Consider the following 25,046-nt stretch of genomic DNA (forward strand, 5'->3'; position numbering starts at 1 on the left):
ATGGGTGTGGCGCAGGAACGTTGCCTGGACCGGCTGTTCGCCGAGCAAGCGGCCCGGACGCCGGAGCGGATCGCGCTGACGTACCGCGACGAGTCGCTCAGCTACGCGGAACTGGACGCCAGGTCCGACGCGCTGGCGCGACTGCTGGTCGCCGAGGGGGCCGGCCCCGAGCGGTTCGTGGCGCTGGTGCTGCCGAGGTCGGCCGAGATGCCGGTGGCGATCCTCGCGGTCCTCAAGTCCGGTGCGGGCTACGTGCCGATCGATCCCGAGCACCCGGCCGAGCGGATCGCCCACGTGCTGACGGACGCCCGGCCCGTGCTGACCCTGACCACCGCCGAGGTGGACGGGGCGCTCGCCGGGGTCCGGGCGGGAGGCCGCCGGCTGGTCCTGGACGACCCGGGCACGGCCGCGGCGGTGGCCGCGGCGGCGACGACGGCCCTGCCCGTGGCCGGGCGCGGCCCGGAGGACCCCGCGTACGTCATCTACACCTCGGGTTCCACCGGGGTGCCCAAGGGCGTGGTGATCCCGCACGGCAACGTGGCGCGGCTCTTCTCCTCGACCGCGCACTGGTACGGCTTCGACGAGCACGACGTGTGGTCGCTCTTCCACTCCTTCGCCTTCGACTTCTCGGTGTGGGAGATCTGGGGCGCCCTGCTGCACGGCGGCCGGCTGGTGGTGGTGCCGCAGGCGGTGACCCGCTCACCGGCCGAGTTCCTGCGGCTGCTGGCCGACGAGCGGGTCACGGTGCTGAACCAGACCCCTTCCGCCTTCTACCAGTTGACGGCCGCCGACCGCGCCGAGCCGGAGCCGGGCGCCCGGCTGGCCCTGCGCTGGGTGGTCTTCGGCGGGGAGGCGCTGGACCTCGGCCGGCTGGGGGAGTGGTACGAGCGGCACGGCGACACCGCCCCGGCCCTGGTCAACATGTACGGGATCACCGAGACCACCGTGCACGCCTCCTTCGTCGCGCTCGACGAGGCCGGGGCGGCCGCGGCCGTCGGCAGCGACATCGGTACGGCCATCCCGGACCTGGAGTTCCGGGTGCTGGACGCCGGGCTGCGGCCGGTGGCGCCGGGCGCGGTCGGCGAGTTGTACGTCGCCGGGCCCGGGCTCGCCCGCAACTACGCCAACCGGCCCGACCTGACCGCCTCACGGTTCGTCGCCTGCCCGTTCGGGGCGCCGGGCGAGCGGATGTACCGCTCGGGCGACCTGGTGCGGCTGCGCGGCGACGGCTCCCTGGAGTACCTGCGCCGCGGTGACGACCAGGTGAAGCTGCGCGGCTTCCGGATCGAACTCGGGGAGATCGAGGCCGCGTTGACGCGCGAGCCGTCGATCGGGGCGGCCGCGGTGCTGGTCCGGGAGGACCGGCCGGGGGACCGCCGGCTGGTCGCCTACCTGGCGCCCGCCGCGCCGGCCGCCGACCAGGCCACAGAGCGGGCCGTCGACCAGGCCGCAGAGCGGGCCGCCGTACGGCCGGAGGGCGCCGTGCCGCCGCCGTCACGGCTGCGCGAGCTGCTGGCCGACCGGCTGCCCGGCTACATGATCCCCTCCGCCTTCCACGTGATGGAGCGGTTCCCGCTCACCGCCAACGGCAAGCTGGACCGCCGCAGGCTCCCGGCGCCGACCCGGCAGGACAGCGTGGAGGCGGAGTCCGTCGCGCCGCGCGACGCCGTCGAGGAGACGCTGGCCGGGGTCTGGCGCGAGGTGCTGGGCCTGGCCGAGGTCGGCGTCACCGACGACTTCTTCGAGCTCGGCGGCGACTCCCTCTCCGCGGTGCGGGCGGTCTCCCGGATCCGGGCGCAGCTCGGCTGGGACCTGGGCGTCCGGGCGCTGTTCGAGGCCCGGACCGTCGCCGGACTGGCGACCGGGCGGGCCGGTTCGGCCGCCGAGGCGCCGATCGAGCCGGTCGGCCGCGAGGGCCGGCTGCCGCTCTCCTCCACCCAGCGGCGCTTCTGGTTCTTCCACGAGTTCGACCCGGACGGCGCGGCGTACAACGTGCACGTCGGCCACCGGCTGCGCGGCGCCCTGCGCGAGGACGCGCTGCGCGCGGCCCTGGCCGGGCTGGTCGCGCGGCACGAGGCGCTGCGCACCGTGATCTCCACCGAGGACGGCGAGCCGTACCAGGTGGTCCTCCCCGCCTCCGGGGCGGACGTGCCGCTGACCGTGACCGACCTGTCGGCCCTGCCCGAGCGGGAGCGCGCCGCGGAGCTGGAGCGGGTGCTGGCCGAGGAGACCGGGAAGCCCTTCGACCTGCGCACCGGCCCGGTGCTGCGGGCGCTGCTGGTCCGGCTGGCCGGGCACGACCACGTCCTCGCCCTCGGCGTCCACCACCTGGCCACCGACGGCTGGTCGATGGGCCTGATCGCCGACGAGCTGAGCGCGCTCTACAACGCGGCCGGCGGGGAGCGGCCCGCCGCCCCGGAGCCGCCGCGCATCGGCTACCCCGACTACGCGGCCTGGCAGCGGGAGCGCGCGGCCGGAGCGGCGGTGGGCAGTCAACTCGACTACTGGCGTGACCGGTTGGCCGGACTGAATCCGCTGGAGCTGCCGCTGGACCGGCCGCGCCCGGCCGTCCGCACCCCGGCCGGCGCCGTCCACCGCTTCGGGATCGACCACAACGTGGTGACCGGGCTGAAGGCGCTGGGCGGGGCCAACGGCGCCACCCTGTTCATGACCCTGGTGGCCGCCGCCCAGGTGCTGCTCGCCCGGCTCTCCGGCCAGTCGGACATCGCGGTGGGCACGGCCGTCTCCGGCCGCGACCGGCACGAACTGGAGCAGCTGGTCGGATCGTTCATCAACACCGTGGTGCTGCGCTCCGAGGTGGACGGGCGGGCCTCCTTCCCCGAACTGCTGGCCCGGGTGCGGGAGACCGTGCTCGGCGCCTTCGCCCACCAGGACGTCCCGTTCGAGCGCCTGGTGGACGAGCTCTGCGAGGAGCGCGACCCGAGCCTCACCCCGCTGGTGCAGGTCATGGTGGTGCTGCAGAACGCCCCGGCCGGGGCGCTCGACCTTGCCGGGGTCCGCGGCGAGCGGTACGACCTGCCGCGCCGCTCGGCGGTGCTCGACCTCACCCTGGAGTTCACCGAGCGGGACGGCGCGCTCGACGTCATGGTCGAGTACGACGCCGACCTGTTCGACGCGCGGACCGTCGAGGTCATGGCCGACCGGCTGCGGGTGCTGCTCGCCGCGCTCGGCACCGACCCGCACCGGCGGATCGCCGAACTCCCGCTGCTCACCGCCCCGGAGCGCGAGCGGCTGCTGACCGGCTGGAACGACACCGCCGTCGACCACGACACCGCGCGGCCCGTGCACCGGCTCCTCGCCGAGCAGGCCCGGCGCGCCCCGGCCGCGGTCGCCGTCGGCGCCGGGCGGCGGCAGCTCTCCTACGCCGGACTGGACGAGCGGGCCAACCGCCTGGCCCACCACCTGGTGGCGCTCGGCGTGACCCCGGGCGCGCGGGTGGTGCTGGCGATGGAGCGGGGCCCGCTGCTGCCGGTGGCGATGCTGGCCGTGCTGAAGGCTGGCGGGGCGTACGTGCCGCTGGCCCCCGACCTGCCGGCCGAGCGGGTGCGCCTGGTGGCCGAGGACACCGGGGCGCCGGTGCTGCTGACCACCTCCGCCACCGCCGGACGGCTGCCGGCCACCGGCGCGACGGTGGTGGAACTCGACCGCGCCTGGCCGGAGATCGAGCGCCGGCCGGCCGTCGAACCGGAGGTCCGGGTCGAACCCGAGGACCTGGCGTACGTCATCTACACCTCCGGCTCCACCGGGGTGCCCAAGGGCGTGATGGTCTCGCACCGCTCGCTCGCCGACCTCTGCGCCTGGCACCGGCGGGCGTACCGGATCGTGCCCGGGGACCGGGCCGCCCAGCTGGCCGGGCTCGGCTTCGACGCGGCGCAGTGGGAGCTCTGGCCGTACCTGGTCGCGGGGGCCCGGGTCGACCTGCCGGAACCGGAGGTCCTGGAGGACCCGGCGGCCCTGGTGGACTGGTTCGCCCGGACCGGGACGACGGTCTGCTTCCTGCCCACCCCGCTGGCCGAGGTCCTGCTGGAACAGCCGGGCCTGGCCGGCACCTCCCTGCGCACCGTGCTCACCGGCGGCGACGTGCTGCACCGCCGCCCCGCCGCGGGCCTGCCGTTCCGGCTGGTCAACAACTACGGGCCGACCGAGGCCACCGTCGTCGCCACGGCCGGGGACGTGACCCCCGGCGACGACGAGGGCCGCCCGCCCGGCATCGGCGGGCCGGTCGACAACACCGCCGCCTACGTGCTCGACGCGTACGGGCAGCCCGTCCCGGTCGGCGTGCCCGGCGAACTCCACCTGGCGGGCGCCGGGTTGGCCCGCGGCTACCTCGGCCGGCCGGACCTGACCGCCGAGCGCTTCGTCGCCTGCCCGTTCGGCCCGCCCGGGTCGCGGATGTACCGCACCGGGGACCTGGTGCGCCGCCGGCCGGACGGGACGCTCGACTACCTCGGCCGGGTGGACACCCAGGTCAAGGTGCGCGGGTTCCGGATCGAGCTGGGCGAGATCGAGAGCCGGCTGGGCGCTCTGCCGCTGGTCGCGCAGTGCGCCGTCACGCCGACCGCCGACGGCCGCCGGCTGCTCGGGTACGTCACCCCCGAACCGGGCGCCGAGCTGCGGACGGAGACGCTCACCGCCCGCCTGCGGGAGCTGCTGCCCGGCTACATGGTGCCGGACGTCCTCACCGTCCTGGACCGGATGCCGCTCACCCCGAACGGGAAGGTCGACCGGCGGGCGCTGCCCCTCCCGGAGGCCGCCCCGGCGACGGAGGCGGAGCCGGCCGGGCCGGTCACCGAGACCGAGCGCGCCCTGGCGGGGATCTGGGCCGAGGTGCTCGGCGTCGAGCGGATCGGCGTGCGGGACAACTTCTTCGCCCTCGGCGGCGACTCGATCCTCAGCCTCCAGGTGGTCGCCCGGGCCCGGCGGGCCGGCCTGCGGCTCACCTCCAAGGACCTGTTCCGCCGGCCGACGGTCGCCGAGCTGGCGGACGGGCTGGCGGACGGGCCGGAGCCCGGGCAGCCGGCCCCGGCGCCGTCCGGGACCGACCGGGCGACGGGGCCCGCGCCGCTGACGCCGATCCAGCACCTCTACTTCGAGCACGTCCACGCCGACGGCGCGGCGGCCTTCAACCAGTTCGTCACCGTCGAACTCGCCGAGGCCCCGGACGAGTCGGCGCTGCGCACCGCCCTGGCGGCCCTGGTCGAGCAGCACGACGCGCTGCGGACGCACTTCGCCCGGGCCGCCGACGGCCGCTGGTCGCAGCAGCGCGCCGCCGCCGGCGCCGAGCTGCTGCGGGTGGTGGACGCCGCCGGGCTCCCGGACGCGGAGGCCGTGGCCGCCGCCGCCGAGGAGGCCCAGCACGCCCTGGACCCGGTCGAGGGCCCGCTGCTGCGCGCCGTCCTGTCCGCCACCGAGGGCGGCCCGGCCCGACTGCTGCTCACCGTCCACCACCTGGCGGTCGACGGGGTGTCCTGGCGGGTCCTGCTGGAGGACCTGGAGACGGCCTACCGGCAGGCCCTGGCCGGCGGCCCGGTCGAGCTCGGCGCGCGCGGCGGTTCGGTCCGGGACTGGGCGCGCCGCTTCACCGCGCTGACCGCCGGGGGCCGCTTCGACGGCGAACTCGACCACTGGCGGCGGGTCTTCGCCCAGGCCGAGCACCGGCTGCCGCGGGACGCCGAGGGCCCCAACCCGGTCGCCGCGACCGGGGAGGTGCGGGTCCGGCTGGACGCCGCCACCACCGAGGCGCTGCTGCGGGACGTCCCCGAGGTGTACCGCACCGAGGTCAACGACGTCCTGCTGGCCGCCCTCGCCCCGGTGCTGGCCCGCTGGACCGGCCGGCCGCGCACGGTGATCGCCCTGGAGGGGCACGGCCGCGAGGAGCTCTTCGACGACCTGGACCTCTCCCGTACGGTCGGCTGGTTCACCTCCTACTTCCCGGTGCTGCTGGACGGCGGCCCGGCCGAGGCCGGCCCGGGCGGCCTGCTGAAGTCGGTCAAGGAGCAGCTGCGGGCGGTGCCCGGCCGCGGCCTGGGCTACGGCGCGCTGCGCCGCACCGCCGGGGCTCCGGAGCTGGCCGCCGACCCGCTGCCGCAGTTCGGCTTCAACTACCTGGGCCGCTTCGGCGGTGCCGCGCCCGGCGGGCTGTACCGGACGGTGTCCGGGATCGGCCTGTACCAGGACGGCGGGGGCACCCGGCTGCACCTGGTCGACGTGGTCGGCGCGGTCCGGGACGGGCGGCTGGAGTTCAGCTGGCAGTACGGCGAGCGGGTGCACCGCCGGGAGACCGTCGAGCGGCTCGCCCACGAGTACCTCGACGCGCTCGCCGGGCTGGTCGCGCACTGCGCCGAGCCGGGGGCCGGCGGCCGCACCCCGTCCGACCACCCGCTGGCCGGGCTGGACCAGGAGACGCTGGACCGGCTGGTCGGCGACGGACGGCAGGTCGCGGACGTCTACCCGCTCACACCGATGCAGAGCGGCATGCTCTTCCACAGCCTGGTGGACCAGCGGCGCGGACTGTACCTGGAGCAGAACCACTTCGAGCTGTCCGGCGTCCGGCGTCCCGAGCTGCTCGGCCCGGCCTGGCAGCGGGTGGTGGACCGCACGCCGGTGCTGCGCACCGCGCTGCGCTGGGACGGCCTGCCGGAGCCGTTGCAGGTGGTCCGGACCTCCGCCGCGCTGGAGGTGACCCGGCTGGACTGGACGGAGCTGGACGAGGCCGGCCGCCACGAGGCGGTCGAGCGGTTCCTGCGCGAGGACCGCGAGCGCGGGCTCGACTTCGCCACCGCGCCGCTGACGCGGATCGCGGTCGCCGTCCTGGACGACAGCCGGGTCCGGGTGTTCTGGACCTTCCACCACGTGCTGCTGGACGGCTGGAGCGCGGCCCGGCTGCTGGCGGAGGTGCTCACCGAGTTCTCCGCCCTGGCCTCGGGCCAGGAGGGCCAGGAGGGCCAGGAGGGCCGGGAGGGCCGGGAGGCCCCGGAGGCGGCCGGCCGCGGCCGCGCCCCCGTGCGGCGCCGCCCGTTCCGGGACCACGTGGCCTGGCTGCGCGGGCTGGAGCCCGGGGCCGGCGAGGAGTACTGGCGGGGCGTGCTGGCGGGCTGGGAGTCGCCGACCCCGCTGCCGTACGACCGGCCCCCGGCGGCGGGCCGCCGCGGCGCCTCCTCGGCGGAGGTGGCCCTGGGCCTGTCGGCCGAGCTGTCCGAGCGGCTGAACGCGGTGGCGCGCGAGGCGCGGGTGACGCTGAACACGGTGCTGCAGGGCGTCTGGGCGCTGCTGCTGGCCCGCTACAGCGGCGAGTCGCGGGTCTGCTTCGGCGCCACGGTGTCGGGCCGGTCGGCGGAGCTGGACGGCGTGGACGACATGATCGGGCTGTTCATCAACACCCTGCCGGTCCGGGTCGAGGCCGATCCCGGCGCCGAACTGGTCGACTGGCTGCGGAAGTTGCAGGACGACCAGGCCCAGGCCCGGCAGTACGAGCAGGTGCCGCTGACCCGGCTGAAGCAGTGGGTGGCCCCGCACAGCGACGCCGAGCTGTTCGACAGCGTGGTGATCTTCGAGAACTACCCGGTGGACGACCGGCTGGCGGCCGACTTCGGGCTGGAGCTGGTCGGCATCAAGGCGCGCAGCGGCACCAACTTCCCGCTGAACCTGGTCGCCTACGCCGAGGGCGGGCTCTCGCTGCTGCTGCACTACGACCCCGGCTGCTTCGACGCCGCCACGGTCGAGCGGATGGCCGGCCACCTGGAGGTGCTGCTCGCGGCGGTCGCCGAGAACCCGCACCGGCCGCTCGGCCGGCTGCCGGTGCTCACCGCGGCGGAGCGGCACACCCTCGGGACGGAGTGGAGCGGCACCGTCACCGCGGACGTCGTCGACCGCCGGGTGGAGCAGGTGATCGCCGAGCTGGCGGAGCGTCAGCCCGACGCCGCCGCACTGGTCTCGGGCGACACCGTGGTCAGCTACGCCGAACTCGACCGGCGGGCCAACCGGCTCGGCCACCACCTGGCGGCGCTCGGCGTCGGCCGGGGCGACGTGGTCGGGATCGCGCTGGAACGCGGTCCGGAGGCGGTGCCGGCCATCCTCGGCGTGCTCAAGGCCGGTGCCGGCTACCTGCCGCTGGACCCCGGCTTCCCGCCGGAGCGGCTGAACGGCATGCTGGCCGAGGTCCGTCCGCCGGTGCTGCTGACCCGGCGGGAGCTGGCCGACCGGTTCGCCGGGAACGGCACGGCCGTGGTCTGCCTGGACGAGGAGGAGGCGGCGATCGCCGCCCGGCCGTCCACCGCGCCGGAGACCGGCGCCGGCCCGCGCGACCTCGCCTACCTGATGTTCACCTCGGGCTCCACCGGCCGCCCCAAGGGCGTGATGATCGAGCACCGCTCGCTGTACAACATCGTGCTGATGGCCGGCCGGGCCTACGGGCTGGGCCCGGGCAGCCGGGTGCTGCAGTTCTACACGCTCAGCTTCGACGGAGGCGTCTGGGACGTCTTCAAGACCCTGGTGGCGGGCGCCACCCTGGTGTTGGCCCGGCCCGACGCGGTGCAGAGCCCGGAGCTGCTGCAACGGCAGCTGCGCGAGGACCGGATCGGCGCCCTGACGGTGCCACCGGCCCTGCTGCCCGCGCTGGACCCGGGCGCGCTGCCGGACCTGGCCGTGCTCGGCGTGGCCGGCGACGTGCTGCCGCCGGAGCCGGCCGAGGAGTGGTCGCACGGCCGGCGCCTGTTCAACATCTACGGCCCGACCGAGACCGCGATGGCGGTCTCCATGTTCCCGGTCGAGCCCGGCGCCGGGCACCGGACCGTCCCGCTCGGCCGGTCCGCGCCGAACGTCCGGGTGCACGTCCTGGACCCGGCCCTCGCGCTGGTGCCGGTGGGCGTCACCGGTGAGCTGTACATCGGCGGGGTCGGGCTGGCCCGGGGCTACTTCGACCAGCCCGGGCTGACCGCCGGCCGGTTCGTCGCCGACCCGTTCGGCCCGCCCGGCTCCCGGCTCTACCGCACCGGCGACCTGGTGCGCTGGAACGCCGACGGGCGGCTGGAGTTCGCGGGCCGGGCGGACCAGCAGGTGAAGATCCGCGGCTTCCGGGTGGAGCCGGCCGAGGTGGAGAACGCGCTGCTCGGCCTGGACGGGGTCGGCGAGGCGGTCGTGGTCGCCCGCGAGGAGGAGTCCGGGCACAAGCGCCTGGTCGCCTACCTGGTGCCCGCTCCCGACGGTCCGGCGCTCGACTCCGCCGCGCTGCGCCGGGCGGCCGCCGCCGCCCTGCCGGGCCACCTGGTGCCCTCGGCCTTCGTGGTCCTGGCGGCCCTGCCGCTGAACCCCACCGGCAAGGTCGACCGCAGGGCGCTGCCGGCGCCGACCCGCCGGGACACCGTGGCGGACGGCTACCTGGCGCCCCGGACCCCCACCGAGGAGGCACTGGCCCGGATCTGGGCCGAGGTGCTCGACACCGAGCGGATCGGGGCCGAGGACAACTTCTTCGACCTCGGCGGGGACTCCATCACGAGCCTGCGGCTGATGTCGCGGATGACGGGGGCGTTCGGCGTCGAGCTCTCGCCGGCGGACTTCTTCGACCGGCCGACGGTGGCCGCCCTCGCGGAAGTCCTGGAGGAAAAGATCCTGAGCAGTCTGGAAGCAGCGGTAGGGGGCGGTACGCATGGCAGGGCATGACGGAAAGGACACCGTGGACGGCGCCGCTTCGAGGGAGGCCCGGATGGCCGCGCTGCCGGCCCACCTCCGGGAACTGCTGCGCGGCCGGCTGATGGGCCGGGCGCAGGAGGAGCCGGAGCGGGACCGGATCACCCCGGTCCCCCGGGAGGGCGGCTCCCCGATCTCCTCGGCCCAGCAGCGGCTCTGGTACCTGCACGAGATCGACCCGGAGAGCGTCGAGTACAACACCCTGCGGGCGGTCCGGCTGAGCGGCGCGCTCGACCCGGCGGCGCTGCGGGCCGCGCTGGACCTGCTGGTGGCCCGGCACGAGTCGCTGCGGACGGTCTTCGACGCGGTGGACGGGGCCGGCCTGCAGCACGTCCGGCCGGCCGGGGCGGTGCCGCTCCCGGTCGTCGACCTGTCCCGACTGCCCGACGCCGAACGGGAGTCCGCCGTCCGGGACGCGCTGCTGGCGGAGGCGATGCTGCCCTTCGACCTGCGGACCGGGCCGGTGTTCCGGGCCGGGCTGCTGCGGCTGGGCGAGCACGAGCACGTCCTGGTGCTGGGCATGCACCACATCGTCACTGACGGCTGGTCGCTCGGCGTCCTGGTCGGCGACCTGGCCGCGCTGTACTCCGCCGAGACCACCGGACGGACCGCCGAGCTGCCCGAACTCACCGTGCAGTACGCGGACTTCGCCGCCTGGCAGCGGGACCGGGCGGCCGGCGGGGCGCTGCGCGGGCAGCTGGACCACTGGCGGGAACAGCTGGCCGGCCTCGCCCCGCTCGACCTGCCGACCGACCTCCCCCGCCCGCCGGTGCGCAGCGGGGCCGGCGCCCTGCACGAGTTCCGGGTGCCCGCCGAACTGACCGCCCGGCTGCGCGGGTTGGCCCGCGACGGCGGTGCCAGCCTGTTCATGGCCCTGGTCGCCGGGGTGCAGCTGCTGCTGTCCCGCTGGGCGGGCCGCGACGACGTCGCGGTGGCGACCGCGGTCTCCGGCCGGGGCCGGACCGAGACCGAGCAGCTGGTCGGCTTCTTCGTCAACAACCTGGTGCTGCGCGGCCGGATCGACGAGTCCCGGTCGTTCGCCGAGCTGCTGGACTCGGTCCGGGCCACCGTGCTGGCGGCCCTCACCCACCAGGAGGTCCCCTTCCAGCAGGTGGTCGAGGCGCTCCGGCCGGAACGCGACTCCAGCCGGCCGGCGCTGGCCGAGGTGGCGGTGAACCTGCACAACACCCCCGAACCCGTCGCCGCACCGGCCGGCCTGCGGATCGAGGAGGTCCCGCCGCCGGTGGTCACCAGCAGCGCGGACCTCTCCTTCGACTTCTTCGAACGGGACGGGGAGCTGACCGGCTACCTCGGGTACAGCACCGACCTGTTCACGCCGCCGACGGTGGCGCGGCTGGCCGGCCACCTGCTGGGCCTGCTCGGGCAGATCGCCCGGGCACCCGGCGAACCGCTCGCCGGCCTGTCGATGCTCGGCCCGGACGAGCGGCACCGGCTGGTCGAGGAGTGGAGCGGCACGGGGGAGGAGCGGGAGCCCCGGACCGTACCGGAGCTCTTCGCGGCGCAGCTCGCCCGCGACCCGTCCGCGCCCGCCCTGGTCTCCGACGGGGAGACCGTCAGCTACGCCGAACTCGACCGGCGGGCCAACCGGCTGGCGCACCTGCTGATCGCCCGGGGCGCCGGACCGGAGCGGCTGGTCGCGATCGGCCTGCCGAGGTCGGTGGCGGCGGTGGTCGCGGTGCTGGCCGTGCTGAAGACCGGCGCCGCGTACCTGCCGCTGGACCTCGACCACCCGCGGGAGCGGCTCCGGCTGGTGCTCGACGACGCCGCGCCCCTCCTGCTGGTGACCGAGACGGCCCATGCCGGGCGGCTCGCCTCCGCGGCGGAGCCGATCGCCCTGGACGCGCCGCTGACCGTCGCCGGGCTCGCCGCGCTCCCCGACACCGCGCCCGAGCCGGCCGAGCCCCTGCTCCCGGCACACCCCGCCTACGTCATCTACACCTCGGGCTCGACCGGCCGCCCCAAGGGCGTGGTCGTCACCCACGCCGGCGTCCACGGCCTGGTGGCCGGCCAGTGCGCCCACTTCGGCACCGGGCCGGACACCCGGGTGCTCCAGTTCGCCTCCCTCTCCTTCGACGCCGCCTTCTCCGAGATCGGCACGGCCCTGCTCTCCGGCGGCGCCCTGGTGGTCGCGGGCAAGGGCGAGCTGGTGCCCGGCGAACCGCTGGCCGCGCTGCTCACCCGGCACCGGGTCACCCACGTCACCCTGCCGCCGAGCGCCCTGACGGCGCTCCCGGCGGAGCGGGTCCCGGCCGGCCTCACCCTGGTCGTGGCCGGCGAGGCCTGCCCGCCCGCGCCGGCCGCGGCCTGGTCGGCCGGCCGGCGGATGATCAACGCGTACGGGCCGACCGAGTCGACGGTCTGCGCGACGATGAGCGCACCGCTCGACCCGGCCGCCCTCGGCGACGGCCCGGTCCCGATCGGCCGCCCGCTGCCCGGGGTCCGGGTACGGGTGCTGGACGGCCGGCTCCGCCCGGTCCCGGCTGGTGTCCCGGGCGAGGTCTACCTCTCCGGACGGGCCCTGGCCCGCGGCTACCTGGGCCGGTACGACCTGACCGCCGAGCGCTTCGTCGCCGACCCGTACGGCGCGCCGGGCACCCGGATGTACCGCACCGGCGACCGCGCCCGGTGGCTGGCGGACGGCACCCTGGACTACCTCGGCCGGGCCGACGACCAGGTCAAGCTGAGGGGTTTCCGGATCGAGCCCGGCGAGATCGAGGCGGTGCTCGCCCGGCACCCCGGGGTGACCTCCGCCGCCGTCGCCGTCAAGCAGGACGGGCGCGGCACCCGCCGGCTGGTCGCGTACCTGGTGGTCGGGGCCGACGGCCCGGACGCGGGCCGGCTGCGGGAGCACGCCCGCGAGCAGCTGCCCGAGTACATGGTGCCGGCGGCGTTCGTGCTGCTGGACCGGCTGCCGCTGAACGCCAACGGCAAGGTCGACCGGCGGGCCCTGCCCGACCCGGAGCTGCGCCGCGACCAGGCCGCCTCGCGGGTCGCGCCCCGCAACCCGGCCGAGGAGACCCTGGTACGGATCTGGCGGGAGCTGCTCGGCGTCGAGGAGATCGGCGTCGAGGACAACTTCTTCGACCTCGGCGGCGACTCCATCCTCAGCCTCCAGGTGGTCGCCCGGGCCCGCGAGGCGGGCCTGTCGATCACCGCCCGGCAGACCTTCCTGCGGCAGACCGTCGCCGAACTCGCCGCCGAGGCCGCGGAAGCCGCGCAAGCCGCCGGGGCGGCCGGGGCCGCGCGGGCGGAGGGGACCGCGGCCGAGCGGGGCCCGGCGACCGGCGAGGTGCCGCTGACCCCGATCCACCACTGGTTCTTCGAGCGGCTCACCGACAGCCTCGACCGGTTCAACCAGGCGGTGTGCCTCGAACTGCCCGCCGAGGGCGCCGACGAGGCCGCGCTGCGGGCCGCGCTCGACGCGCTGGTCCGGCACCACGACGCGCTCCGGCTGCGCGCCGAGCGCACCGACGGGCGGTGGCGGCTGCACCAGCCCGCCGAGGGCGCCGCCGACTTCGAGCGGATCGAGCTCGCCGGCCTCGACCCGGAGCTCCGGGAGGCCGCCGTCCGGGAGCTCGTGGAACGGGCCCAGAGCGGCTTCCCGCTGGCGGACGGACCGCTGCTGCGCGCCTGGCTGATCCTGCCCGGCGAGGGCGAGGGCGAGGGCGAGGGCGAGGGCGAGGGCGAGGGCGAGGGCGAGGGCGAGGACCGGCCGCCGCGGCTCCTGCTGGTCGCCCACCACCTGGTGGTGGACGCGCTGTCCTGGCAGATCCTGCTCGCCGACCTGGAGACCGGCTACCGGCAGGCCCGGCAGGGCGGGCCGATCGTCCTGCCGCCCCGGAGCACCTCCTTCCAGGAGTGGGCCGCCCGGCTCGGCGAGCACACCCGGTCCGGCGGTTTCGCCGGCCAACTGGCCTACTGGGACGGGGTGGAGGCGGCCGCGGCGGCCGCCGCCCCGCTGCCGGTGGACCGCGCCGGGGCGAACACCGCGGGCTCGGCCCGCACGGTCTCGGTCCGGCTGGACGCCGACCGCACCGACGCGCTGCTGCGCAAGGTGCCGGGCGTCTACCGGACCCAGGTCAACGACGTGCTGCTCAGCGCGCTCTGGCGGGCGGTCTCCGGCTGGACCGGGGACGGCACCGTGGCGGTCGCGCTGGAGGGACACGGCCGGGAGGACCTGTTCGCCGACGTCGACCTCTCCCGCACGGTCGGCTGGTTCACCACCCTGTTCCCGGTCGTGCTGACCGCCCCGGTCGGCGCCGGCTGGGGCGAGGTGCTCAGGACCGTCAAGGAACGGCTGCGGGCCGTGCCGTCCAACGGCCTCGGCTACGGCGCGCTGCGTCGGCTGGGCGGGACGGAGGCCGCGAGCGCCGCCGCCGAGCCCGGGATCAGCTTCAACTACCTGGGCCGGCTGGACGCGGGGGCGGCGCCGTCCGGGCTGTTCCTCGGCCGGCTGCCGGTCGAGGGGCACGAGCGCGCCGCCGGCCAGGCCCGGCACCAGCTGCTGGAGGTCAACGGCTGGGTCGCGGACGGGCAGCTGGAGTTCCACTGGGTGTACTCCGGCGAGCTGCACGAGGAGTCCACGGTGCGGCGGGTGGCCGAGGCCTTCCTGACCGCGCTGGGGGAGATCGTCGAGCACTGCGCCACCCCGGGTGCGGGCGGCTGCTCCCCCTCGGACTTCCCGCTCGCCGCGCTGGACCAGGCCACCGTCGACCGGCTGGTCGGCGACGGCCGCTCGGTCGAGGACGTCTACCCGCTCACCGCGGCCCAGAGCGGCATGCTCTTCCACGCCCTCGCCGAGACCGGCCGGGACATGTACACCGGGCACTTCGGGGTCCGGCTGGACGGGGTCGGGGACGTGGCCGCGCTGGCCGGGGCCTGGCAGCGGACGGTGGACCGCACCCCGGTGCTGCGTACCGCCGTGGTCTGGCAGGACGTCCCCGAGCCGCTCCAGGTGGTGCGCACCGGCGTCCGGGTGCCGGTCGAGCACCTCGACCTGCGGGCGCTGCCCGAGCCGGAGCGGGAGGCCGAGCTGGACCGGCTCTGGGCCGAGCGGACCGGGCAGAGCCTCGACCTCGCCGCCGCCCCGCTGATCCGGGTGGGCATCGTCCGGCTCACCGACGACGCGGTGGCGGTGTTCTGGTCGACCCACCACATGATGCTGGACGGCTGGAGCTTCGCCGGGGTGCTGTCCGACGTCTTCCGGGAGTACGCGCGGCTCACCGGCGGACCGGTCGGTCCGGCCCCGGCGCGCCGCCCGTACCGCGACTACGTCCAGTGGCTGGCCGGGCAGGACGACGCCGAGGCCGAGCGGTACTGGCGCGGCGTGCTGGACGGCTTCTCGGTGCCCACCCCGCTGCCCTTCGACCGGCAGCCCGTGCGGGCGCACGGCACCCGGTCCTCCCGCGAGGAGCGGGTGGGCCTCGGCCCGGAGCGCTCCGGCCTGCTGTACGAGGCGGCCCGGGCCGCGCGGCTGACCGTGAACACCCTGGTCCAGGGCGCCTGGGCGGTGCTGCTCGCGCACTACGGCGGCGAGCCCGAGGTGTGCTTCGGCGCCACCGTCTCCGGCCGCCCGGCGACCCTGCCCGGGGCGGAGCACATGGTCGGGCTGTTCATCAACACCGTGCCGGTGCGGGTCTCGGTCGACGCCGCGGCGGAGACCGCCGAGTGGCTGCGCGGCCTCCAGGCGGCCCAGGTGGAGGCGCGCCAGTACGAGCACGTGGACCTGACCCGGATCCAGCGCTGGAGCGGCGGCCCGAGCGGCCTCTTCGACAGCATCGTGGTCTTCGAGAACTACCCGTACGACGAGGCGGAGGCGGCCCGGTCGGGCCTGCGGGTCGGCGCGTACCGGGGTGACGAGCACACCAACTTCGCGCTCACCCTGACCGCCCACGCGGGTGAGGAGCTGCGGCTGGCGATCGGCTACGACCCGGCGCTCTTCGACCCGGAGACCGTCACCCGGATCGCCGGGCACCTCACCACCCTGCTGGAGGCGATCGCCGCGGCGCCGCACACCCCGGTGGGCGAGCTGCCGGTGCTCACCGAGGCCGAGCGGCACCGGCTGCTGGTGGAGTGGAACGACACCGCGACCCGCCTGCCGCGCCCGCGCACCGTGCCCGTGCTGTTCGCCGAGCAGGCCGCCCGCACCCCGGACGGGATCGTGGTGGCGGACGGCGAAGGAGAATTGACGTACCGTCAGCTCGACGAGCGGGCCAACCGCCTGGCGCACCACCTGAAGGGCCTCGGGGTGGCGCCCGGGGTGCTGGTGGGCGTCTGCGTCAGCCGCGGCGTCGACGCGGTGGTCGCCCTGCTCGCGGTGCAGAAGGCCGGCGGCGCGTTCGTCCCGCTGGACCCGGAGTACCCGGCGCAGCGGCTGCGGCAGATGCTCTCGGACGCCGACGCCCCGGTGGTGGTCACCGAGGAGCGGCTGCTCGACCGGGTCGCCGGGCACCGGGCGCGGATCGTCTGCCCGGACCGCGACCGGCGCCTGCTGGAGGCCCTGCCGGCGACCGCGCCGGAGGGCGGTGCGGCCCCGGACGACCTCGCCTACGTGATCTACACCTCCGGCACCACGGGCCGGCCCAAGGGCGTCATGGTCGAGCACCGGCACGTCTACCACATGGTCAACGGCTGGGACGCCCGCTACGGCCTCACCGCGCTGCGGCCCCGGGTGCTCTCGGTCTCCAGCCTCTCGGTGGACCTCTTCTTCTCCGACTTCCTGCTGGCCGCCCTGTTCGGCGGCACCATGACGATCTGCCCGGCGAAGTCGGTGAGCGACCCGGTCGCCCTGGTCGACCTGCTGCTGGCCGACCGGTCCGAGCTGATGATCACGGTGCCGACCCTGGCCCGCGCCATGGTCGCCGAACTCGGCTGGCGCGGCGTCAGGCCGGAGTCGCTGAAGGTGCTGATGGTCGGCTCCGAGGGCTGGCCCGCCGACGCGGCCGCCGAGGTGCTGGCCGGGCTCGCCCCCGGCACCGTGCTGGTCAACGCCTACGGCTCCACCGAGACCACGGTCGACTCCACGGTGTTCCGGCTCGGCGGCGACCCGCTGGGCGACGCGGCCTTCGTGCCGATCGGCCGTCCGCTCGCCAACACCCGGATCTACGTCCTGGACCGCGACCTGCGGCCGGTGCCGACCGGGGTGGTGGGCGAGTGCTGGATCGCCGGCGACGGCGTCTCCCGGGGCTACCTCAACCGCCCCGAACTGACCGCCGAGCGCTTCCGGACCGACCCCTTCGTCACGGCGGAGGGCGCCCGGATGTACCGCACCGGCGACCTCGCCCGCTGGCGGGCCGACGGCAACCTGGAATGCCTGGGCCGGGCCGACGACCAGGTGAAGATCCGCGGGTTCCGGGTGGAGCTCGGCGAGGTCGAGGCCGCGCTGGCCCGCCACCCCGCCGTGCACTCCGCCGCCGCGGCCGTCCGCCGGGACGAGGGCGGCCCGGCCCGGCTGGTCGGGTACGTGGTCCCGGCCGGACCGGTGCCCGAGCCCGCCGGGTTCCGGTCCTTCCTCGCCGAGAGCCTGCCGGCCGCGGCCGTGCCCACCGCCTACGTGGTGCTGGACGCGCTGCCGATGACGCCCAGCGGCACGGTCGACCGGCGGGCGCTGCCCGCCCCGGCCGCCCCGGACACCGCCGACCTCCCGTACACCGCCCCGCGCACCGGCACCGAGGAGCTGCTGGCCGGCATCTGGGCCGAGGTGCTCGGTGTCGCCCGGGTCGGCGCCGAGGACGGCTTCTTCGACCTCGGCGGGGACTCGATCCTGAGCATCCGGGTGATCTCCCGGATCCGCGCCTCCCTCGGGCTCGCCGTCTCCCCCCGGCAGCTGTTCGACACGCCCACCGTGGCCGGGCTGGCCGCCTGGCTGGACGGGCAGGGCGTCGCCGGGACGGCCGGCCCGGTGCCGGTCGACCGGAGCGGTCCGCTCCCGCTCTCCTCCGCCCAGCAACGCCTCTGGTTCCTGCACGACTTCGCGCCCGGGGGCACCGAGTACAACACCGTGCTCGGGCTGCGGCTGGACGGGCCGCTGGACGTCGACGCGCTGCGCGCGGCGCTCGCCGCCCTGGTCGCCCGGCACGAGCCGCTGCGGACCGTCTACCACACCGTGGAGGGCCGCGGCGTCCAGCTGGTCCGGCCCGCCGAGCGGCCCGAACTGCTGCTCTTCGAGCCGGGCCCGGCGGCCGCGGGTGATGCCGAGGGCTCGGCGGCCGCGGGCGGTACCGAGGACACGGCGGCCGCGGGCGGTGCCGAGGACGCGGCGCAGGAGTGGCTCCACGAACGGATCGGGCAGCCCTTCGACCTGCGCGAGGGCCCGGTGCTGCGGGCCGCGCTGGCCCGGACCGGCCCGGACCGGCACCTGCTCGCGCTGGTCATCCACCACATCGCCACCGACGGCTGGTCGATGGACCTGCTGGCCCGCGACCTCGGCGCCTGCTACACGGCCGCGCTGGAGGGAACCGCGGCCGTCCTCCCGCCGCTGCCGGTGCAGTACGCCGACTACGCCGTCTGGCAGCGCGAGCGGCTGGACACCCCGGAACAGCGCCACCACCTGGAGTACTGGCGGGAGCGGCTGGCCGGGCTCGCCCCGCTGGAGCTGCCCACCGACCGGCCGCGCCCGGCGGTCCGGGAGACCGCGGGGGCGATGCTCGCCGTCGACCTGCCCGAGTCGCTGGCGGACCGGCTCCGGGCACTGGCCCGGCGGCAGGACGCCACCCTGTTCATGGCCCTGGTCGCCGCCGTCCAGGTGGTGCTGTCCCGGGCGTCGGGGCAGTCGGACCTCGCCGTCGGCACCCCGACCTCCGGCCGGGGCCGCCCCGAACTGGAGGACATGGTCGGCTTCTTCGTCAACACGGTGGTGCTGCGCACCGCCGTCGACGAGACGCTGACCTTCCCGGAGCTGCTCGGCCGGGTGCGGGAGACCGTCCTGGAGGCCTTCGTCCACGAGGAGACGCCGTTCGACCAGCTGGTCGAGGCGCTCCGACCGGACCGCGACCCCAGCCGCAACGCCCTGGTCGAGGTCATGGTCGGCCTGGAGACCGACCGTTCCGGCGAGATCCGGCTGCCCGGCGTCCGGGCCGAGCCGACGCCGCTGGTCAGCTCCGAGATCAGCCATGACCTGAGCTTCAACTTCTACGAGCAGCAAGGGCGGTTGAAGGCGGTGATCGGCTACAGCACCGCCCTGTTCGACCCCGGCACCGTCGCGGCGCTGGCCGAGCAGCTGCGGGCCTTGCTGGCCGGCGCGGTCACCGGCCACCGCCGCCTGGCGGACCTTCCGCTGCCGGCCGCGGCGGAGTCCCTCGTCGGGCCGGAACTGCCGGGCCCGGCCGAAGGGTTCGTCGAGGGCTTCGAACGGCGGGCCGCCGACACCCCCGGGCTGACCGCGCTGGTCGGCCCGGACGGCACGCTGACCTTCGCCGAGGCCAACGCCCGGGCGAACCGGCTGGCGCACCGGCTGATCGCCCGGGGCATCGGCCCCGGGCAGCTGGTCGCCGTGGCCGGGGTCCGGGCGGTGAGCACCGTGGTGGCGGTCCTCGCGGTGCTGAAGGCCGGCGCCGGGTACCTCCCGGTCGACCCCGCGATGCCCGCCGAGCGCGTCGCGTTCATGCTCGACGACGCCGGGCCGGCCCTGGTCGTGGGCGACCTGCCGGGCGGGCCGCACGGCGTGCCGGTCCTCGACGACCCGCACCCGACGGCCGGGCCGGCCGGGAACCCGACCGACGCCGACCGCACCGGGCCGCTGCGCCCCGACCACCCGGCCTACGTCATCTTCACCTCCGGCTCCACCGGCCGGCCCAAGGGCGTCCTGGTCGAGCACGCCCAGTTCGCCAACTTCTGCCGCGCCATGGACGAGCGGATCGGCGGTGGCCCCGGTGACACCTGGCTGGCCGTCACCAGCCTCTCCTTCGACATCTCCACCCTCGAACTGCTGTGGACCCTCACCCGGGGCTACCGCGTCGTGGTCGCGGCCGGATCCACCGCCGACTGGGCCGCCCACCGCCGCCTGGACCCCACCCACCTGCAGTGCACGCCGTCCTACGCCCGGATGCTGCTCGCCGACACCGAGGGCCGCGCCCTCGTCGGCGGGCTGCGCCGGATGCTGGTCGGCGGCGAGGCCCTCGACCGCGGCCTGGCCCGCGAACTGGCCGCGCTCTGCCCGGGCGAGGTCGTCAACATGTACGGCCCGACCGAGACGACCGTCTGGTCCGCGACCTGGACGCTGGAGGCCGGCGCGCTGGAGCGGGGCGAGGTCTCGCTCGGCACGCCCGTTCTCAACACCGTCCTCCACGTGCTGGACCGGTACGGCCGCCGGGTGCCGCGCGGCACCCGGGGCGAGCTGTGGATCGGCGGCCTCGGCGTCGCCCGCGGCTACCACGAGCGCCCCGAGCTGACCGCCGAGCGCTTCACGCAGGACCCGTACGCCACCGGACCCGGCGCCCGGATGTACCGCACGGGCGACCTGGTGCGCTACCGCGCGGACGGCAGCCTGGAGTTCTGCGGCCGCATCGACGCGCAGGTCAAGCTGCGCGGCCACCGGATCGAACTCGGCGAGGTCGAGGCCCTGTTGAAGGGCCACCCGACGGTGGCCGACGCCGCCGCGGTGGTCCGGCCCGGCCCGTCCGGCCCGCCGCAGCTGGTGGCCTACGTGACCCCGGCGGCGGCCGGGGCGCCCGATCCCGCGGAGCTGCGCGCGTCCGCCCGCCGGGCCCTGCCGTCCGCCATGGTCCCCTCGGCCGTCGTGGTGCTGGACGCGCTCCCGCTCACCCCCAGCGGCAAGGTGGACCGGCGGGCCCTGCCCGCACCCGGGCCGGCCGCGGGCGCGGAGGGCGCGTACACGGCGCCGCGCACCGCGACCGAGCGGCTCCTCGCGGAACTCTGGGCGGACGTCCTCGGCCTCGAACGGGTCGGCGTGACCGACGACTTCTTCGAGTCGGGCGGCGACTCCATCCTGAGCATCCAGCTGGTCCACCGGATCCGGCGGGCCGGCCTGCGGGTGGCCTCCCGGGACCTCTTCCTGCACCCGACCGTCGCACAGCTGGCCGAGGTCGTCACCCCGGAGGCGGCCGCCGAGCCGGAGCGGGACGAGCCGGCGACCGGGGAGGTGCCGCTGACCCCGGCCCAGGCCGCCTTCCTGGGCGCCGACCCGGTCGCCCCGCACCACTTCACCCAGTCGGTGCTGATCGAGCTGGCCGACGACGTGGACGAGCCGGCCCTGCGCGCGGCCCTGGCCGAACTGCCCACCTTGCACGACGCGTTGAGCCTGCGCTACGAGCGCACCGGCGAGGGCTGGCGGCAGTTCGCGGTCGCCGCCGAAGCGGCCGACCCACTGGTGCGGCACGACCTGTCGGAGCTCCCCGAGCCGGAGCGGGCCGCGGCGGCGGAACGGCTGGCCGCCGAGGCGGACGCCGCCCTGGACCTGCGGGAGGGACCGCTGCTGCGCGCCCTGCTGTTCGACCTGGGGGCGGGCCACCGGCCCCGGCTCTTCCTCACCGCGCACCACCTGGTCGTCGACGCGGTCTCCTGGCGCATCCTGCTGGACGACCTGCGGAGCGCGTACCGGGCCCGGCACGGCGGCGGGCCGGCCGCGCCCCCGCTCCGCGGCGCCTCCTTCCGCCACTGGGCCGAGCGGTTGCGACGGCACACCCGGGAGGGCGGCTTCGACTCGGAGGCGCCCCACTGGGAGGCCGTCCGGCCGGCCGCCGAGCTGCCCCGGGACGGCGACGGGCCGAACCTGGCCGGCTCGGCGGACACCGTGACGGTCGGCCTGGAACCGGAGGAGACCGCGCGGTTCCTGCGCGCGGTCGGGCGGCTGCGCACCTCCGCCCGCGACCTGCTGCTCGCCGCGCTGGCCCGCACCCTCGGCGACTGGACCGGCGAGCGCCGGGTGCTGATCGACATCGAGGGGCACGGCCGTGAGGAGATCTTCGACGACCTCGAACTCTCCCGTACCGTCGGCTGGTTCACCACCGTCCACCCGGTCGCCCTGGAGCTGCCCGAGCCGGACGCCGACTGGCCGTCGCTCGCCAGGTCGGTGCGGCGCCAGCTGCGCGCGGTGCCGGGCAACGGCCTGGGCCACGGCGCCCTGCGGTACCTGAAGGAGCCGCCCGGCCCGGCCGCCCCGGCCGCGCAGGTGCTGTTCGACTACCACGGCCAGGCGGACCCGGTGGGCGCGGACGGCGACGGCGTGCTCTACCACGCCTTCCTCCCCTCCATCGGCCGGGACCGCAGCCCCGAGGCCGAGGCCGGCCACCTCCTGGAGGTGGTCGGGGCGGTGAACGGGGGCCGTCTGAGCCTCAGTTGGCACTACTCCCGGAACGTGCACCGCCGGACCACGGTCGAGCGGCTGGCCGAGGACCTGCTGGCCGAGCTGCGGTCGGCGGCCGGGCCCGCGGCGGGGCGGTGGGCATGAGCGGCGAGCTGACGAGGATCGAGGCGGTGGCCGTGGCGGACCAGGTGGTCGGGGACAGCCGGGTGGCAGTGGGGGAGCGGGGTGCCGTGGCGGGCCGGCCGGCCGTGGACGGCCGGGACCGGATCGGCGAGGCGGCGCTCTCCGCGCTGCTGGAACGCCTGTCCCGCGCGCACCGGGTCCCCGGTGCCCAGCTGGCCGTTCACCACGGCGGCCGCACCGTCTCGGTGGCCGTCGGGGAGCAGGTCCTCGGCGGCGGCCGGCCGGTCCGCCGGGACACGGCGTTCCCGCTCGCCTCGCTCACCAAGCCGTTCACCGCGGCCCTGGTGATGACCCTGGTGGCGGACGGGGAGGCCGAGCTGGACGACCTGGTGGCCCTCCACCTCCCGGAGGCGGGCCTGGACACCGCCGGGACCGTCCGGCAGGTGCTCAGCCACACCGCCGGACTGCCGGCGGCGCTGCCCGAGGACGCCGGGCGGACCGGCGGCGCCCGCCGCCGGGCGTCCCGGCACGCCGACCGGCAGGCCCCGGTGGCCGCCCCGGGCACGGCGTTCTCGTACTCCAACGTGGGCTACGCCCTGGCCGGCCTGGTGGTCGAGGAGACGACCGGCATGGACTGGTCGGAGGCGTTGGACGCGATCCTGCTCTCCCCGCTCGGCCTCGCCCCGGCCTTCGTCGGGGACGTGCGCGACCCGCGCGGCCGCACCTCGGCCGCCGGCCACGTGGTGCGCGGCCCGGGGCGGCGGACGCTCACGGTCGCCGAGCAGGACGTGCCGGTGGTCGAGGCGCCGGGCGGGTCGCTCGCGCTGAGCGCCGAGGAGGCCGTCCTGTTCGCCCGGCAGTTCCTGGCCCCGCCGGGGCCGCTGCTGGCCGCGGAGACGGTCGGCGAGATGTGCCGGGACCAGCTCGCCGGCGTCCCGTTCGGACCGTACGGGATGGCCGACGGCTGGGGGCTCGGCTGGGCCCGCTACCGGGAGGGCGGCCCGGACTGGTACGGCCACGACGGCACCGGGGACGGGATCTCCTGCCACCTCAGGTTCGAACCGGCCGAGGGCACCGTGGTGGCGCTCACCACCAACGCCGACACCGGCCAGAACCTCTGGGCCGAGCTGGTCGGCTGCCTGCGGGCCGCCGGACTCGCCGTCCCGGACCCGGGCCCCCGTGCCGCGGAGCCGGACGGCGGCCCGGTCCCGGCGCCCGAGGACTGCCTGGGCGACTACGCCAACGGGGACCTGCGGTACACGGTCTCCCCGGGCGGGCCCGGACTGCTGCTCGGTCTCGGCGGCCGGCCGCGGTACGAGCTCAGCTGCACGGCGGACCTGCGCTTCACCATGCGCGAGGCGGGCGGCGGTCCGGCCGGCGGGCCCGTCTTCGCGGGGCGCTTCCTCCGTGATCCCGGCACCGGCCGGGTCGACTACCTCCAGGTGTCCGGCCGGCTCGCGCGCCGCGGGGCGGCCCGAGGAGCGGTGAGCCGATGACCGTCGCCCGCCCGACCGGCGAGCCGACCGAGCGGCTGGTCGGCGGGCCGGCCGGTGGCGGGCCCGCCGGTGGTGGGCCGACCGGTGGTGGGCCGACCGGCCCGCCGACGGCGCCGCGCCCGCTCTCCCGCAACCGCGCCTACAACATCCTCTGGACCGGCCAGCTCCTCTCCGAACTCGCCTTCGAGATCGCGATGGTGGCCTTCCCGCTGCTGATCCTGGCGCACACCGGATCGGCGATCCGGATGGGCATCGCCTCCTCGCTGCTCGCCGCCGTCCGGATGCTGGCCGCCGTCCCGGCCGGCGCGATCGCGGACCGCTGGAACCGGCGCACCGTGATGCTCGCCTGCCAGGGCCTGCGGGCCGTCAGCATGGGGAGCCTCGCCGCCGCGCTGGCCCTGGACCGCTACAGCTACGGGCACCTGCTGGCCGTCGTGGTGCTGGAGGGGGTGCTCGGCTCGGTCTTCGAACCGGCCGAGCACGCGGCCCTGCCGCAGGTCGTCCCGGAGTCCCAGCTCTCCACCGCGGTGGCCCGCAACGCCGCCCGCCCGTTCGTGGCCACCCTGCTCGGCCCGTCCGTCGCCGGGTTCCTGTTCAGCGCGCACCCGACCGACCCGTTCACGGTGACGGCCGCCATGCTGGCCCTCTCGGCCGGTGCGATGACCCTGCTCCGGCTGCCGCCGGTGGCCCGGCCGGACACCGGGGAGGCGGACGGCGGGACGGGCGGCGGGATGACCGCCGGGCTCCGCTGGGTGCTGCGCAACCGGGTGCTGCGGACCACGCTGCTCTGGATGATGGGCACCAACCTGGTCTTCAACGCCCTGCTGGTGATCATCCTGGCGCTGTCCCACGAGGACCACACCGCCCCCGGCGAGGTCGGCCTGATGATGGCCTGTCTCGGCGCCGGCGGCCTGCTCGGGGCCGGCCTGGCCCCCTGGCTCCACCGGCGGCTGCCCGCCCCGGTGCTGGTGCTGGGCTTCGCCTGGCTGTCCGCCGTCGCGACCGGGCTGATGGCGGTCGTCTCGGGCGGGGTGCCGCTCGGGGTGCTGCTCGGCCTGGCCGCCCTGTTCGCGCCCGTGGCCAACACCACCGTGATGACCCATCAGCTCCTGGTCACCCCCGACGGCATGCGGGGCCGGGTGAGCTCCATCAGCGCGCTGTGCGCCAGCGGCGCCGGGGCACTGGGACCGTTGGTGGGCGGAGTGCTGGTGTCCAGGGCGGGCGGCGGCACGGACGCCGTGCTGGCCTGCGGCGCGGCCTTGGCGCTGATCGCCGTGGGAACGACCGCCAGCCCCGTGCTGCGCCGCTTCCCGACGTCCTCCGGCCGGAGCCACGAGTAACCACCGTGAAGGTGGAACGGCAATTTCACTCTCGATTCAAGTGACTGGAAACCCCGGGCGGACATCGGTGAGGCTCCGAGTGCCACCGAGGCTTTCCCG

At 76.4% G+C, this 25,046-nt stretch carries 4 protein-coding genes; all 4 read left to right on the forward strand.

What is annotated here, in order from left to right:
- From ACFRAR_RS27410 to ACFRAR_RS27425, 4 genes are read left to right on the forward strand one after another with little or no spacing between them, the layout of a single operon-like run.
- Positions 1-9,678 (forward strand): amino acid adenylation domain-containing protein, encoded by a 9,678-nt coding sequence (locus ACFRAR_RS27410; RefSeq protein WP_380700870.1) that lies wholly within the window; start codon positions 1-3, stop codon positions 9,676-9,678.
- A complete protein-coding gene (locus ACFRAR_RS27415; protein WP_380700871.1) occupies positions 9,665-22,132 on the forward strand; it encodes an amino acid adenylation domain-containing protein in 12,468 nt (4,155 codons plus the stop codon). The genes ACFRAR_RS27410 and ACFRAR_RS27415 overlap by 14 nt, the downstream gene beginning before the upstream one ends.
- On the forward strand, positions 22,129-23,607 hold the full coding sequence (locus ACFRAR_RS27420; RefSeq protein ID WP_380700872.1) for a serine hydrolase domain-containing protein: 1,479 nt from the start codon (positions 22,129-22,131) through the stop codon (positions 23,605-23,607). Before ACFRAR_RS27415 ends, ACFRAR_RS27420 begins: the two co-directional genes overlap by 4 nt.
- Positions 23,604-24,947, forward strand: coding sequence for an MFS transporter (locus tag ACFRAR_RS27425; protein ID WP_380700873.1), 1,344 nt, complete (start codon positions 23,604-23,606; stop codon positions 24,945-24,947). Before ACFRAR_RS27420 ends, ACFRAR_RS27425 begins: the two co-directional genes overlap by 4 nt.
- Positions 24,948-25,046: the final 99 nt, after the last annotated feature.

The organism is Kitasatospora sp. NPDC056651, assembly GCF_042792155.1.
Lineage (GTDB): Bacteria > Actinomycetota > Actinomycetes > Streptomycetales > Streptomycetaceae > Kitasatospora.

Bases quoted from the DNA above. Each gene is read 5' to 3' on its own strand.
- ACFRAR_RS27410 (WP_380700870.1), top strand. From the start codon at position 1: ATGGGTGTGGCGCAGGAACGTTGCCTGGACCGGCTGTTCGCCGAGCAA.
- ACFRAR_RS27425 (WP_380700873.1), top strand. From the start codon at position 23,604: ATGACCGTCGCCCGCCCGACCGGCGAGCCGACCGAGCGGCTGGTCGGC.
- ACFRAR_RS27420 (WP_380700872.1), top strand. From the start codon at position 22,129: ATGAGCGGCGAGCTGACGAGGATCGAGGCGGTGGCCGTGGCGGACCAG.
- ACFRAR_RS27415 (WP_380700871.1), top strand. From the start codon at position 9,665: ATGGCAGGGCATGACGGAAAGGACACCGTGGACGGCGCCGCTTCGAGG.